This is a genomic window from Ochrobactrum sp. EDr1-4 (assembly GCF_049199085.1).
Lineage (GTDB): Bacteria > Pseudomonadota > Alphaproteobacteria > Rhizobiales > Rhizobiaceae > Brucella.
This window is the reverse complement of the sequence record NZ_JBLZOF010000003.1, coordinates 253,593-267,929: the sequence shown is the minus strand read 5'-3', so window position 1 is coordinate 267,929 and position 14,337 is coordinate 253,593. Positions and strand designations below refer to the sequence as shown.

Here is a 14,337-nt window from a genome sequence, read left to right as displayed (position 1 = left end):
GACTGTTAGTCCGGCTTGTTAAGTTGCTCATAAAAAGAGTCTCTTATGCGTTATATCTTGCTGATATTATTCAGAGATTACGACGCTTGCCTTCCATGAGATCAAGCACTGCGCGCGCGCAATCAAGCACGTTTGTTCCGGGACCGAAGACTGCCGAGACACCATGGTCAAACAAATACTGGTAGTCTTGACGCGGAACCACACCGCCACAAACGACGATGATATTTTCGGCGCCTTTTTTGCGAAGTGTTTCGACAAGCTGCGGAAGCAGTGTCTTGTGCCCGGCTGCCAGCGATGACACGCCCAGCACATGCACCTTTGCCTTGATTGCCATGTCAGCTGCTTCATCGGGCGTTTGGAATAACGGGCCAGCCAGCACCTCAAAGCCAATATCGCCAAAGGCGGAGGCAATAATCTTTGCGCCGCGGTCATGCCCATCCTGACCGAGCTTTGCCACCATCAGACGAGGCTTGTCGCCTGTGTGCTTGGAAAATTCTTCAAGTCGCTCCACAAGCGTCAAATATTCCGGTTCATTCTCGTAAGCCGCACCATAGACGTCTTTGACAACCTTGGGCACCGCAGCATGATCACCAAATGCTTTGCGCATCGCATCTGAAATTTCACCAACTGTTGCGCGTGCGCGCGAGGCCTCGACAGCTGCTGCGAGAATATTGCCTTCACCAGTCTTCGCGACCTTTTCAAGTTCTGAAAGTGCTGCTTCGACTTTAGCTTTGTTGCGGGTTTCTTTGATGCGGTTGAGCCGCGCGATCTGCGATTTGCGCACGGCGGTGTTATCGATTTCGAGAATGTCGATATTGTCTTCCTGTTCGAGACGAAACTTGTTGACGCCGACAATCACTTCTTCGCCCTTATCGACTGCGGCCTGCCTTCGGGTGGCTGCTTCTTCGATCAGGCGCTTTGGCAAGCCGCTTTCAACGGCCTTGGTCATGCCGCCTAAGCCTTCCACTTCTTCAATCAGCGCCCAAGCTTTTTCGGCCAGCTCGTTGGTCAGACTTTCAATGTAGTAGGAACCTGCAAGTGGATCGACGACTTTAGTAACGCCGGTTTCATTTTGCAGAATAAGCTGTGTGTTGCGGGCAATGCGCGCAGAAAATTCTGTCGGCAAAGCAATGGCTTCGTCAAAAGAATTGGTATGCAGCGATTGCGTGCCGCCCAGCGCTGCCGACATAGCCTCAAAAGCTGTGCGCACGATGTTGTTGTAAGGGTCTTGCTCCTGCAATGACACGCCCGATGTCTGGCAGTGCGTGCGTAGCATCAGCGATCCCGGCTTTTTCGGGTCAAATTCCTTCATGATGCGCGACCAGAGCAGGCGGGCTGCGCGCAGCTTGGCGATTTCCATGAAAAAGTTCATGCCAATGGCGAAGAAGAACGACAAACGCCCTGCAAACTCATCGACATTCAGGCCTTTGTTGAGCGCCGCTCGCACATATTCGCGCCCATCGGCCAGCGTGAAGGCCAGTTCCTGTACCAGCGTGGCACCGGCTTCCTGCATGTGATAGCCGGAGATGGAAATCGAATTGAATTTCGGCATTTCCGTTGCGGTATATGCAATGATGTCCGCAATGATCCGCATGCTCGGTTCCGGCGGATAGATATAGGTGTTGCGGACCATGAACTCTTTCAGAATATCGTTCTGAATGGTGCCGGACAGCAGATCGCGCGAAACGCCCTGTTCTTCACCCGCGACGATAAAATTGGCGAGGATCGGGATGACAGCGCCGTTCATCGTCATGGAGACGGAAATCTTTTCAAGCGGGATGCCATCAAAGAGGATTTTCATGTCCTCAACTGAATCAATCGCCACACCTGCCTTACCCACATCGCCTTCAACGCGCGGATGATCGCTGTCATAGCCGCGATGCGTCGCAAGATCAAAAGCAACCGATACGCCCTGCTGGCCAGCTGCGAGTGCCTTGCGGTAGAAGTTGTTCGATGCTTCGGCAGTCGAAAAGCCCGCATATTGGCGGATGGTCCACGGACGTCCTGCATACATGGTGGCACGCGGGCCACGCAGAAACGGTTCAAAGCCGGGCAGGGTGTCGAGATGCTCGATTGGAGTCAAATCATCAGCCGTGTAAAGCGGCTTTACGTCAATGCCTTCCGGTGTGTGCCAGACAAGGCTATCTGCAGGGCGCTTCAGTTCCTTTTCGGCCAGTTTCGACCAATCCTGTTTTGTGGGGCGCTCGCTCATATCGGTCCTCACACAAATTCCATGATAAGCTCATCAACGGCAAGGCTTGCACCTTCTTCCGCAGCGATGCGCTTAACCGTTGAACGGCGTTCGGCGCGCAGTACGTTTTCCATTTTCATGGCTTCTACGGTTGCCAGTGGCTGACCGGCTTCGACCGTATCACCATCTTTGACGAGAACAGATGTAATCACGCCGGGCATCGGACAGAGCAGCATTTTTGATGTGTCCGGCGGCAGTTTTACCGGCATAAGCTTTGCAAGTTCCGCCACACGTGGTTTGCGGATATGGGCGATTGTATCGATCCCGCGCCAGCGCAGTCGCCAGCCCGTCCCTGAACGCAAAACCTTCATGGCTATTGCCTTGCCGTCAACGGTGAAAGAGGCAAGCTGTTTGCCGGGATGCCAGTCGCTGGCAACAGGCAGGCTTTTACCATCGGGAAAGCTGATGACGGTGCCGCCTTCGCCTTCTGAGATTTTGATCGGCAGGCAGTGGCCGCCAAGCGTCACTACCCATTCAGTCGCAACGGACTGTGCTTGTGACGAAATACGACCAGAAATTTGCGCGTTGCGTTGTTCGACAACCATGTTGATTTGGGCGGCGACGGTGGCGAGTACATGCGCATCATCTTCCGAAACGGAAACGCCCGCAAATCCATCTGGATATTCTTCTGCGATGAAAGCCGTTGTCAGTGCGCCAGCACGAAAACGTGGATGCTCCATAACGGCTGAAAGAAAAGGCAGATTGTGGCCGATGCCTTCGACTTCAAATGCATCAAGTGCGCCGCTCATGGCAATAATTGCGCTGGTGCGATCCGGTCCCCAACTGCATAGTTTTGCAATCATGGGATCATAATACATGGAAATTTCACCGCCCTCAAAGACGCCGGTGTCATTACGAATGACAGTGCCGTTTGCATTACGTCCCTCGACGGGTGGGCGATAGCGAGTCAGTCTGCCAATGGAAGGCAGGAAATTGCGATAAGGGTCTTCGGCATAAAGGCGGCTTTCAATAGCCCAGCCGTTGAGTTTCACGTCGGCTTGGCTAAGTCGCAGCTTTTCGCCAGACGCGACGCGGATCATTTCCTCGACCAGATCAATGCCAGTTATGAGTTCGGTCACTGGATGCTCGACCTGCAACCGTGTGTTCATTTCCAGGAAATAGAAGTTGCGATCTCCATCGACGATGAATTCGACGGTGCCTGCGGAGAAATAGCCAACCGCTTTGCTGAGTGCGACCGCCTGTTCGCCCATCGCCTTGCGGGTTGCTTCATCCAGAAACGGCGAGGGCGCTTCTTCAATCACTTTCTGGTTGCGGCGCTGAATGGAGCATTCGCGCTCGCCAAGATAAATGACATTGCCGTGCTGATCGCCCAGAACCTGAATTTCGATATGGCGCGGCTGGGTGACGAATTTTTCGATGAATATACGGTCATCGCCGAAGGAGGATTTCGCCTCGTTGCGTGAAAGCTGGAAGCCTTCGCGGGCTTCGTCATCATTCCATGCAATACGCATGCCTTTGCCGCCGCCGCCTGCGGAAGCTTTGATCATTACTGGATAGCCGACCTTGCGCGCGATTTGCACGGCTTCTTCCGCGTCTTCAATCAACCCCATATGGCCGGGAACAGTAGAGACACCGGCTTCGCTTGCCAATTTTTTGGAAGTGATCTTGTCGCCCATTGCTTCAATAGCGTTCACTGGCGGGCCGATGAAGGTCACATTGGCAGCTTTCAGCGCTTCGGCAAAGCGTGGGTTCTCTGATAAAAAGCCATAGCCCGGATGCACCGCATCTGCGCCAGTCGCTTTGATTGCCGCGAGAATTTTGTCGATGACGATATAAGACTGGTTTGAGGGCGCTGGTCCGATATGGATTGCCTCGTCGGCCATTTTGACATGCAGCGCATTGCGGTCTGCGTCCGAATAGACTGCGACCGTCGCAATGCCCATTTTCTTCGCCGTTTTGATAACCCGGCATGCGATTTCGCCGCGATTGGCAATGAGGATTTTTTTGATCATCTCTATCGTACCCGTAGCAATCTTACAGCGGAATGGTGTCGTGTTTCTTCCATGGCGTGTTCTGGCTTTTGTTACGAAGCGCAGAGAACGCACGGGCGATACGGCGGCGGGAAGAATGCGGCATGATTACTTCATCAATGAAGCCGCGTTCGGCAGCAACGAATGGATTGGCGAAGCGCTCTTCATATTCTTTGGTACGGGCGGCGATTTTTTCCGCGTCGCCTAGCTCCGAGCGGTACAGGATTTCGGTGGCTCCCTTGGCTCCCATCACTGCGATTTCCGCTGTCGGCCACGCATAATTCATATCCGCGCCGATATGTTTTGATGCCATCACGTCATAAGCGCCGCCATAAGCTTTGCGTGTGATGAGCGTCACCATCGGGACGGTGGCTTGTGAATAGGCGAAGAGCAGCTTGGCACCGTGTTTGATCACGCCGCCATATTCCTGTGCGGTACCCGGTAGAAAGCCCGGAACATCAACCAGTGTCAGGATCGGAATGCTGAATGCGTCGCAGAAGCGAACAAAGCGTGCGGCCTTGCGCGATGAATCAATATCGAGACAACCTGCGAGCACCATCGGCTGATTGGCGACGACACCGATCGTCTGCCCTTCCATGCGGATGAAGCCGGTGATGATGTTTTTGGCAAAAGCTTCCTGAATTTCAAAGAAGTCGCCTTCATCCGCCAGAGCGAGAATCAGTTCTTTCATGTCGTAAGGTTTGTTGGCGCTGTCTGGGATCAGCGTATCAAGGCGCATTTCAAGGCGAGCCGGGTCATCATGGAACGGACGGGTCGGCGCTTTCTCGCGATTGTTCAGCGGCAGAAAGTCGAAAAGCATGCGAACCTGTTCAAGCGTTTCGATATCGTTTTCGTAAGCGCCATCTGCAACGGATGATTTTTTTGTATGGGTCGATGCGCCGCCTAATTCTTCTGCCGTGACGATTTCGTTGGTGACGGTTTTCACCACATCAGGGCCAGTTACGAACATGTAGGAACTGTCGCGCACCATGAAGATGAAATCGGTCATAGCTGGTGAATAGACCGCGCCACCCGCACATGGGCCCATGATAACAGAAATCTGCGGAATGACGCCCGATGCATCGGCGTTGCGTTTGAAAACATCGGCATAGCCTGCAAGGGACGCCACGCCTTCCTGAATGCGTGCGCCGCCAGAATCATTCAGCCCAATGACTGGAGCGCCATTCTGCAAGGCCATATCCATGATCTTGCAGATTTTCTGTGCGTGCGTTTCAGAAAGCGAGCCACCAAGAACGGTAAAGTCCTGACTGAACACATAGACCTGACGGCCATTGATGGTGCCCCAACCTGTCACCACGCCATCGCCCGCGATCTTCTGCTTTTCCATGCCGAAGTCAGTACAGCGGTGGGTGACATACATATCAAACTCTTCGAACGATCCTTCGTCGAGAAGCACGTCTAATCTTTCGCGGGCGGTGAGCTTGCCTTTGCCGTGTTGCGCATCGATGCGCTTCTGTCCGCCGCCAAGACGGGCTTCGGCACGACGGGCTTCAAGCTGTTCGAGAAGTTCCTGCATTCGCTATGACCTTGGAAAGCTAAGAAATTACGGAATTATTGTCTCAATGCTTAGAGCCAGTATGCCGCATTCTGAAAGCTTGAAAAGGTGCGATTGTGTAATTTATAAATTTGCAAATAGCGAAATGCAAATTTGCAAATATGGCACCCTGTTATGGCACCCAAAAAACTCTATGTTGGCAGGAAGATCCGCGACATACGCGAGCAGCACAAGGCAACCCAGTCTGGTTTTGCTGAACGCTTAGGTATTTCAACGAGTTATCTCAATCAAATTGAAAACAATCAGCGGCCTGTATCTGCCGCTGTGCTGCTGGCACTGGCAGAAAATTATCAGATTGATATTGGTGCCATTTCGCTGGGCGATGATGATCGGTTGTTATCGGCTGTATCGGAAGCGTTGGCCGATCCGGTGTTCGATAATTACAAGCCGAATTTGCAGGAATTAAAGCTGATCACGCAGAATGCGCCTGGGCTGGCTCATGCGCTGATTGCCTGTCATCAGGCTTATCGACGTAACAGTGAGCAGCTCGCGAGCCTTGATCACCAGCTTGGTCGTGCGCCGTCGTCAGTGGCAGAACCTGCGCCTTATGAAGAGGTGCGCGATTTTTTCCATTTTATCGATAATTACGTGCACGAGCTTGATATCGCTGCAGAAAAACTTGCAGACGAGTTGAGGATTCCATTTCGCGACATCGGCGTGGCACTGCCGCAATATATGGAAGAGCGTTATCGTGTCCGTGTAGCACGCGCTGATCCCGATGAAGCCATTTTGCGGCGATTCGATCCCGTTGCCCGGGTGCTTTATCTCAATCCCTATTCGCCAGCCTCGACGCGCAATTTCCAGATTGCGTTTCAGATTGCCGAATTGGAAATGGAAGAGCTTGTCACCGCAATAGCAAAACGTGCTGATTTTCGCTCAGCCGAGGCAGTCGAGATTTGCAAAATCGGCCTACGCAATTATTTCGCTGGTGCGCTGGTCTTGCCCTATCAGACGTTTCTGTCGGCTGCCAAAGAGCTGCGGCATGATCTGGAATTGCTGGCATCGCGCTTTGGAGCCAGTCTGGAGCAGGTCGCGCATCGTCTGAGTACATTGCAACGCTCTGGTCAGCGCGGTGTGCCGGTATTTTTTGCACGTATTGATCGTGCCGGGAATATCACTAAGCGGCACAGTGCCGCCAAGCTGCAATTTGCGCGTTATGGTGCTGCTTGTCCGTTGTGGAATGTGCATCAGGCGTTTGAGACGCCGGGGCGGATTATCCGCCAGCTTGCCGAGACACCGGATGGGGCGCGTTATCTCTGCGTTGCAACCGAACTGACCAAGAGTGAGGGCGGCTTTCACGCGCCGCAGCGCCGCTATGCCATTGCTCTGGGCTGTGAAGTCACGCATGCGCAGGATTTTGTCTATGCGGATGGGTTGGACATTGCCACACGCTCGGCATTCGATCCGATTGGCGTTTCCTGCCGAATTTGCGAGCGGGCGGAATGTGTTCAGCGTGCCGTGCCACCGCTGAAAAGCAGGCTGGCGGTCGATCACGACCGCCGTGGAATCCTGCCATATAAACTTCTTTAAAAATTAAAATCCGGAATGCTCTTTGAGAAATTCGGCTTCTTCCGCTGTTGTTTCGCGGCTCAGAACCTTGTTGCGGTGCGGGAAACGACCAAAACGCTCAACAATATCGTGGTGCTGGCGGGCAAAACCCAGTGAAAACTCGTTGCCGAGCTTTTCATAAAGATCGAGGCAGCGCTTCTGATCGCTCAGATCTTCGCTGTGCATGAAAGGCAGATAGAAGAACTGGCGCTCATCAGCAGAAAGATTGCGATCAAAATCGTGGTCCAGCGCCCGTGTCGCCACATCACGAGCAAGGCCATCGCTTTCAAATGAGCGTGGCGAACCGCGGAACATGTTGCGCGGAAACTGGTCAAACAGAATCGTCAGCGCGAGTGCGGTTTCTGGCTGTTGCTTCCAGTCTTCAAATTTGTCGGCACGCGCATCTTCATAGGCTGCCAGAAACTTTTCGCGAATTTCCGCATCGATTTCATCGCTCTTGGTGAACCAGTTTTCGCGCATTTTTGCTGAAAACCAGAAATCAAGGACGTCTTTTGGTTGAATGGTCATGGCGGCTCGCTTTGTTTATGGGGTCTGGTTCGGATTGTCTGGCGAAGGGCACGGCGTTTCGCCCTTCATATTGCGGGACATGCAGCCAAATCGGTCAAAGCCTTTGCCTGCATCCATCGCCGCTTTGCCTGCTCCGCAGCCCGAAAGAACTGCCAGCGACATAAGTAGGACAACTTTATTCATCTGGGTTTCCTGTTGGGTGTCTGGTTCGGATATAGGCAATGTGATTTGTGCGGCAATAGATACAGGTTTTTGCGATTAGCCGCGACCGCGATAATTGGGTACAGACTGTTCAGGAATCCAGACATTTTTCGGTGTTTCGCCAGTCTGGTAGAATACATCAATCGGAATGCCGCCGCGCGGATACCAATAGCCGCCAATGCGCAACCATTCTGGCTCTAGCAGTTCAACAAGCCGCTTAGCGATAGTGACGGTGCAGTCCTCATGGAATGCGCCATGATTGCGGAATGAAAACAGGAACAGCTTGAGTGACTTGCTTTCAACCAGCCACTTGCCCGGCACATAATCAATCATCAGATGCGCGAAATCCGGCTGTCCGGTCATAGGGCAAAGTGAAGTGAACTCCGGTGCGGTGAAGCGAACGCAGTAAGGCGTTCCTGCTTGCGGGTTTGCAACTCGTTCGAGAATTGCTTCTTCAGGAGACTGCGGGGCAGCGGTGTTTGAACCGAGCTGCTTAAGATCAGAATATATCGTCTTTTCAGACATTTACGTGCCTTTACTTAAAGCCACGGTGCAGTCTTAACGCTTAAAGATAAAGCGCTTGTCCTTGTTTTAACCGGGTAGGCTGCGACCGGTGGCAGATTGCCAATGGCTCCGAGTAGCAGTCTTGGCATGGCTGGTAAACCCCATAGAAAAAGCCCGCGCTGGGAGGGCGCGGGCTTTTGCGTAAAACGAATAGTGTTTAGCGGCGGTCGGACAATACGCAGCCAATTGCCACGCCAATTGCAATGCCGATAAGACCAGCCGTGCCAAACAGCGTGGTCGCTGTGCCGGGATTTTCTTTTACCGTTTCGGCGACGGCCTGTCCGCGTTCGCGAACAACCTGTGCTGCATGACGAAAACGACCCGAAGCATCATCGAATGCATCTTCTGCACTATCGCGCAAATCGTTCGAGCGGGAAGCCAAAGACTTAGACAGGCGCTTCAGCTCACCGCGCAAATCAGCAACCTGCTGTTCCAAAGCCTGCTGAACGTCATTAGCTGTCTTGTTATCGGCCATTTCAAACCTCCATTGGAATTGATGAACATAAAACGATCATGCAACCTTTTGGTTCCGTTGGAGGAAAAGTTTTTATTTCGATTTTTCTGTAAAGATGGGAAGTAAGCTGAGGCCGCGCCCGATGCATACGCCAGCCATTGCGCCGACCGCTTTGAAGACAAAATCGGCAAACTCGCCATGCCGTCCGGGTGCCAGCCGTTGCAGCAGTTCAAACATGCCGGCGCATCCGATCGTGAGCAGCAGCACAGCGATCCAATGGCGGGGATAAGCAAGTGCGAATAGAAAGCCCACGAGGAAGAAGGCTGCAAAGCGTTCAAGATCGGCGGGTTCACCCGTTATGGGACGAAACTGAATCGGGCTGATGGTCACGATAAGGATGAGAGCCAGTACCAGCCATGCGGCAAGGCGAAAAAGTCGTGTCATTCGGTATGGCCTTTTATTCTGCCGTATAATTGCCGACAGGTTCATCCTGAGCCGGATCGCCACACCGAGAATACATCTGGTCGGTTATCGACTTTTTGAGTGCATTGCCAAATGGCAATTCATAATTTGCGATAACATCGACGCCCATGCACCATTTCACATTGTCTGGAGAGAGGCCGTAATTGGTTTCTAAAAAGCCAATCGCATAGGTCATGCCTTCTTCGCAATTATCTGTTGTGCAGAAATTACCGTCTTTTGCGAGTTGGCGGATTGATCCTTCGCCGATCTTTTTGACAATGGGCTCAATCGCAAAAGGTGCAGCACCGCCAAGTGCAATAATGACCAGTCCGATGATCGTAAATTTAATGGAGCGCCGCATGAATCGCTGTCAATTATTGATACTGTTATCATTTTATAACGCATGAGCGGCATGATAATGGCAAGTGCATCACCAAATGTACCTGCAACTTATAATCATTATGACTAATTGTGACGGTTTAATATTGACTTTTACGTAAGTCCGGCTGCACAACAATCGCCTGCATACTGCAAGGCCGGGATATAGTTGTGCGCGAATATTATACGATCACAGAGCTGACACGGGAATTCGGGATTTCTACCCGGACTTTGCGTTTCTACGAGGATGAGGGTTTGATTGCGCCTGTAAGGCGTGGTCGCACACGCTTGTTCAGGCCTTCTGACAGGCATCTTCTCAAGCAAATCATGCGTGGCAAGCGCCTTGGTTTCTCAATCGCCGAAATCCATGAGATCGTGCAGATGTATCGTGAGCCGCCCGGTGAGACCGGGCAGCTCAAGCTCTTGATGAAGCGCGTGGAAGAAAAGCGTGCCGATCTTCGTCAGAAGCGCCGGGATATTGACGAGACGCTCACCGAGCTTGATCAGGTGGAAGAAGCTTGCATCGAACGTCTTGCAGAACTCGGCGTTTCTACCTGATTTTTATTGATTATCCGGTACGGGTGAGCACATCTGCGCGATTTGCTGAACCGTACTGTTGTTGTTTTGATCAGCCTTGCCGCTAAAGACATCATCAAAAAGTTTCGCTTTATCAAGCTCACTGACCACGCAGCCGCAGAATGCATTGCACAGCGCTTCGCTGCCACTTGGCAGGCATGATGCGACGCAGGATTGTGTAAAGACGGGGCGCTGGTCGGGCGGCGAGATTTGCGCAAAGCAATAAACGAGCGCGATCAGCACAGGTTGGTGGATCAGATAGAATGCGAGGCTGTGGCGACCAATGAAGGTTAATGGCTTTTGCAGCAGATGCGGTTGAATGCCGCCTGCGAGTGTTGATAGCCAGTTGAACCGCTCAAAGATGCGGGCTGTTGCAATGCCAATGAGCACCGCACCAAACCACGGAAAAAGCGGCACATAGTCGTTTGAACGTGGCGGGATTGTTGAAAGCCCAACCCATGCAAGCCACATCTGATTGAAAAAATCGGCCTGTACATATAGCGGCGCGGTGATGACGAATGCTGCCACGATCAGCGTTATCACTGGCGGGACGCGCAGGAATAAGAGCCCGAGCAAGCTCGCCAGTGCGATCTGGTGCAGAATGCCAAAGAAGATGAAGTTATCCGGCGACATGTAATAGGTGACGGCGGAAATCGCAGCAGCGGCAGCGGCTATCTGTAGAAAGCGTTTTCTGACTGCGTTCCAGCGAATAGCGCGGCCATGCGCCAGAACCAGACTGAAACCGACCAGAAACAGGAAGCTTGACGCAATGCAGCGTGCAAAGAGCTTCCAGCCGCCGTGTCCGGTAGTTCCCGCTGCCATGTAGCCGAAAAACTCGAGATCCCAGCCGAAATGATAAATCGCCATCGCAACCAGCGCCAAACCGCGCGCTATATCGATACGTTCGAGACGTGGGCGGCTTGATGACGTCAGTTTGATTTCGGCATTGCTCTGCATAATGCGTCCCGGGCTTTGACAGTGAGAGTCGCGAAGATTCTTATCACAAGCCATTCAATGGCTATAGTATGTCGAAGAACCGGATTCGTCCGACCCGTTTGAAATCAGCAGCGTTTGTTGGAGATCAGTTTGTTTTTCAGTGTTTCGAAACTTTTCTGGCTGTTTTTCCAGCCGCTGACGATCATCTTTGTATTTCTGCTGCTCGCACTCATATTGGTATGGACCGGCTTCCGAAAGCTCGGTCTTGCGGCGACGATAAGCGCCGCGATTGTTCTGTTTTTCAGTGCATATACAACACTTGGAAGCTTGCTTCTCGTGCCGCTGGAGGATCGCTTTCCGAAGCAGGCAGAACTGCCGTCCCATGTGGATGGGATTGTGGTGCTTGGTGGCTATATGAATGGCGATATTAATGCGGGAAGGCCGGGGTTTGAGTTAAATAGCGCCGCAGATCGCATCTTTGAAACCATGCGGCTTGCTAAGCTTTACCCAGACGCAAAAGTGATTGTGTCCGGTGGTGATGGTGCTTTTTTTGAAGAAGCTGTACCCGAAGCTGAGAGCACGCGCATGATGCTTGCTGATTTAGGCTTTTCCGGCGATCGTTTCATTTTTGAGAATAAGTCGCGCAACACCGTTGAAAATGCCGAGTTTTCGAAAGAGCTGGCTCAACCGAAGCCTGGTGAGACATGGCTGCTTGTCACCTCAGCCTATCATATGCCGCGATCAATCGGCTGCTTCCGTAAGGCCGGATTCGATGTCGTTGCCTGGCCGGTAGATTACAAAACGCCAGCCAAACAGAATTTCTCACTTTACTTTGAATCGCCCAATGAAGGTCTGTCACGCTTTAGCGTAGCCATGCGTGAATGGGTTGGCCTTACCGCTTACTGGTTGACGGGCAAGACAGATATGCTCCTTCCACAACCCTGATGCCCCAATTCTGCCGTGACTTTAAAGCTTTTGTTAAACATACGCCTTGTTAACGTTTTGATACTAAATGGATTTTTGAAACGTGCTGCGATGGGGTGGATTTACGCGCCGTATTTCTGCCATTTTTCACAGTTGCGTTTCATATGTGTCAGGGCTATATCTCAGGTAACAGCGTTGTGAAGGACGCTGCTTGCAAGAGTTGCACAACAAGGTTGTAAAAAATCTCCATGGACGAAACCGTTCAAAAATCCTGCTGGGGCGTTACGCTCTGGGCAGTCGTTGGCCTCGCTACAATCATTCTTATGGCTTACCTCTTCTCGGTCTGATGCCGAGAAGGATGCGTAAAGCGGAAACTTAATGCCGCATTTCGGCAATCGGTTTGCGTTGTTCCGCACTTAAACTATCTATATGGTGTAATATCATTTTGCTGCCTGCTTTGCGTGGTTGGCATGTGGAATTGCGCAGCCCGTTTTGGGTTGGATAGGTGTAGAATGTTTCTGTCGGTATTCGATCTTTATAAAATTGGCATTGGTCCTTCGAGTTCACATACGATGGGCCCGATGACTGCCGCACATATGTTCCTTAAAGAACTGATCGGTGGCGATTGGCCAAAACCTGCCAATGCCAAAGTATATCGACTGAAAGCCAGCCTCCATGGCTCGCTGGCCTATACCGGCATAGGGCATGCCACAGATCGCGCAGTGATTCTCGGCCTTTGTGGCTTCACGCCCGATTCGATCGATCCTGATATTATGGATAGCGAAGTCGAAAAGGTTTCTCGCGCAAAAACCGTGCAGCCCGCTGGTCATCCTGCTTATCAATTTGATCCGAAAACCGATCTGGTTTTGGATCGTAAGACGCCATTGCCGGGCCACGCCAATGGCATGGCGTTTGAAGCTTACGATAAAAGTGATCGGTTGTTGCTGCGTCGCGTTTATTTCTCGATTGGTGGCGGCTTCGTTGTTACAGCCGAGGAATTAAGCCGCGTGCAGACCAGCGGTGGCCAGCGTGAGGAAAAGGCTGATGTGCCTTATCCGTTCAACAATGCGGCTGAAATGCTCACCATGGCGAATAAAAGCGGCCTCTCTATTGCCGATATGAAACGCGCCAACGAAGAGTGCCATATGTCATGCCTTGATCTCGATGAAGGGCTGGACCGCATTTGGGGCGCGATGCGTGGCTGTATTGAGCGTGGTTTGAGCCGCGATGGTATTATGCCGGGTGGCCTGAAAGTGCGTCGCCGTGCGCGTCAGCTTTTTGAACGGCTTGAAGACGACTGGCGTAACAACAAGGTCAACCCGCTGCTAGCAAATGACTGGCTGTCTGTTTATGCAATGGCGGTCAATGAAGAGAATGCCTCCGGTGGACGTGTTGTGACTGCCCCAACCAATGGTGCGGCTGGCGTCGTGCCTGCGGTTTTGCGCTATTATCTGCATTTCCATGATGATGCAGATGCAAAGGGTATTCGTGATTTTCTGCTCACCTCTGCCGCAATTGGCGGTGTGATCAAGCATAATGCTTCGATTTCAGGCGCGGAAGTTGGTTGTCAGGGTGAGGTCGGTTCGGCTTCTGCTATGGCGGCAGCGGGTCTCGCTGCTGTTATGGGCGGTACACCTGAGCAGATCGAAAATGCTGCTGAAATAGCACTTGAGCATCATCTTGGCATGACATGCGATCCAGTTGCCGGTCTTGTGCAGGTGCCATGTATTGAACGCAATGCGCTGGGTGCGGTTAAGGCCGTCACCGCTGCCTCGCTTGCAGTTAAGGGCGATGGTCAGCATTTCGTGCCGCTCGATGCCTGTATCGAAACCATGCGTCAGACCGGACACGATATGAGCGAGCGCTACAAGGAAACCAGTCAGGGCGGTTTGGCCGTGAATGTGGTCGCCTGCTGAAGATAAAATTCTTATGACTTGAAGACTGCATT

The 14,337-nt window shown here is 52.3% G+C and carries 14 protein-coding genes; 4 read left to right on the top strand and 10 right to left on the bottom strand.

Annotation, left to right across the window (positions count from 1 at the left end; translation table 11 throughout):
- Window positions 1-70: 70 nt before the first annotated feature.
- The 3 genes from scpA to ACOZHT_RS12285 are packed head-to-tail and all read right to left on the bottom strand — an operon-like array spanning window position 71 to window position 5,779.
- On the bottom strand, window positions 71-2,212 hold the full coding sequence (scpA, locus tag ACOZHT_RS12295; protein WP_339508868.1) for a methylmalonyl-CoA mutase: 2,142 nt from the start codon (window positions 2,210-2,212) through the stop codon (window positions 71-73).
- Between the two features lie 8 nt (window positions 2,213-2,220).
- Window positions 2,221-4,224 (bottom strand): acetyl/propionyl/methylcrotonyl-CoA carboxylase subunit alpha, encoded by a 2,004-nt coding sequence (locus ACOZHT_RS12290; RefSeq protein ID WP_339508867.1) that lies wholly within the window; start codon window positions 4,222-4,224, stop codon window positions 2,221-2,223.
- A 22-nt stretch (window positions 4,225-4,246) separates the two neighbouring features.
- Window positions 4,247-5,779, bottom strand: coding sequence for an acyl-CoA carboxylase subunit beta (locus ACOZHT_RS12285; RefSeq protein WP_339508866.1), 1,533 nt, complete (start codon window positions 5,777-5,779; stop codon window positions 4,247-4,249).
- 153 nt (window positions 5,780-5,932) lie between these two features.
- Between ACOZHT_RS12285 and ACOZHT_RS12280 the strand changes: the two genes are divergently transcribed.
- A complete protein-coding gene (locus ACOZHT_RS12280; protein ID WP_421565797.1) occupies window positions 5,933-7,348 on the top strand; it encodes a helix-turn-helix domain-containing protein in 1,416 nt (471 codons plus the stop codon).
- A 3-nt stretch (window positions 7,349-7,351) separates the two neighbouring features.
- On the opposite strand, the gene ACOZHT_RS12275 is transcribed toward ACOZHT_RS12280, so the two are convergent.
- The 6 genes from ACOZHT_RS12275 to ACOZHT_RS12250 form a co-directional block, all read right to left on the bottom strand.
- On the bottom strand, window positions 7,352-7,894 hold the full coding sequence (locus ACOZHT_RS12275) for a DUF924 family protein (protein ID WP_339508864.1): 543 nt from the start codon (window positions 7,892-7,894) through the stop codon (window positions 7,352-7,354).
- 15 nt (window positions 7,895-7,909) lie between these two features.
- On the bottom strand, window positions 7,910-8,077 hold the full coding sequence (locus tag ACOZHT_RS12270) for a hypothetical protein (protein ID WP_339508863.1): 168 nt from the start codon (window positions 8,075-8,077) through the stop codon (window positions 7,910-7,912).
- A 75-nt stretch (window positions 8,078-8,152) separates the two neighbouring features.
- Window positions 8,153-8,620 carry a preQ(1) synthase gene (gene queF, locus ACOZHT_RS12265; protein WP_339508862.1) on the bottom strand — a complete coding sequence of 156 codons (468 nt, stop codon included), beginning with the start codon at window positions 8,618-8,620 and terminating at the stop codon, window positions 8,153-8,155.
- A gap of 196 nt (window positions 8,621-8,816) precedes the next feature.
- On the bottom strand, window positions 8,817-9,134 hold the full coding sequence (locus tag ACOZHT_RS12260) for a DUF883 family protein (protein WP_250040939.1): 318 nt from the start codon (window positions 9,132-9,134) through the stop codon (window positions 8,817-8,819).
- Window positions 9,135-9,206: 72 nt separating this feature from the next.
- Window positions 9,207-9,557 carry a VanZ family protein gene (locus ACOZHT_RS12255; RefSeq protein WP_339508861.1) on the bottom strand — a complete coding sequence of 117 codons (351 nt, stop codon included), beginning with the start codon at window positions 9,555-9,557 and terminating at the stop codon, window positions 9,207-9,209.
- 13 nt (window positions 9,558-9,570) lie between these two features.
- Window positions 9,571-9,936 carry a hypothetical protein gene (locus ACOZHT_RS12250; protein ID WP_339508860.1) on the bottom strand — a complete coding sequence of 122 codons (366 nt, stop codon included), beginning with the start codon at window positions 9,934-9,936 and terminating at the stop codon, window positions 9,571-9,573.
- Window positions 9,937-10,124: 188 nt separating this feature from the next.
- Between ACOZHT_RS12250 and ACOZHT_RS12245 the strand changes: the two genes are divergently transcribed.
- Complete coding sequence (locus ACOZHT_RS12245) at window positions 10,125-10,511, top strand: MerR family transcriptional regulator (RefSeq protein ID WP_094507367.1); 387 nt, start codon at window positions 10,125-10,127, stop codon at window positions 10,509-10,511.
- 3 nt (window positions 10,512-10,514) lie between these two features.
- On the opposite strand, the gene ACOZHT_RS12240 is transcribed toward ACOZHT_RS12245, so the two are convergent.
- Window positions 10,515-11,486 carry a DUF1624 domain-containing protein gene (locus ACOZHT_RS12240; RefSeq protein ID WP_339508859.1) on the bottom strand — a complete coding sequence of 324 codons (972 nt, stop codon included), beginning with the start codon at window positions 11,484-11,486 and terminating at the stop codon, window positions 10,515-10,517.
- 129 nt (window positions 11,487-11,615) lie between these two features.
- Here ACOZHT_RS12240 and ACOZHT_RS12235 point away from each other — a divergent pair, with 129 nt between their 5' ends.
- Together ACOZHT_RS12235 and ACOZHT_RS12230 are read left to right on the top strand one after the other, a co-directional pair.
- Window positions 11,616-12,410 carry a YdcF family protein gene (locus tag ACOZHT_RS12235; protein ID WP_339508858.1) on the top strand — a complete coding sequence of 265 codons (795 nt, stop codon included), beginning with the start codon at window positions 11,616-11,618 and terminating at the stop codon, window positions 12,408-12,410.
- A 491-nt stretch (window positions 12,411-12,901) separates the two neighbouring features.
- Window positions 12,902-14,305 carry an L-serine ammonia-lyase gene (locus ACOZHT_RS12230; RefSeq protein WP_339508857.1) on the top strand — a complete coding sequence of 468 codons (1,404 nt, stop codon included), beginning with the start codon at window positions 12,902-12,904 and terminating at the stop codon, window positions 14,303-14,305.
- The last annotated feature ends 32 nt before the right edge of the window (window positions 14,306-14,337 follow it).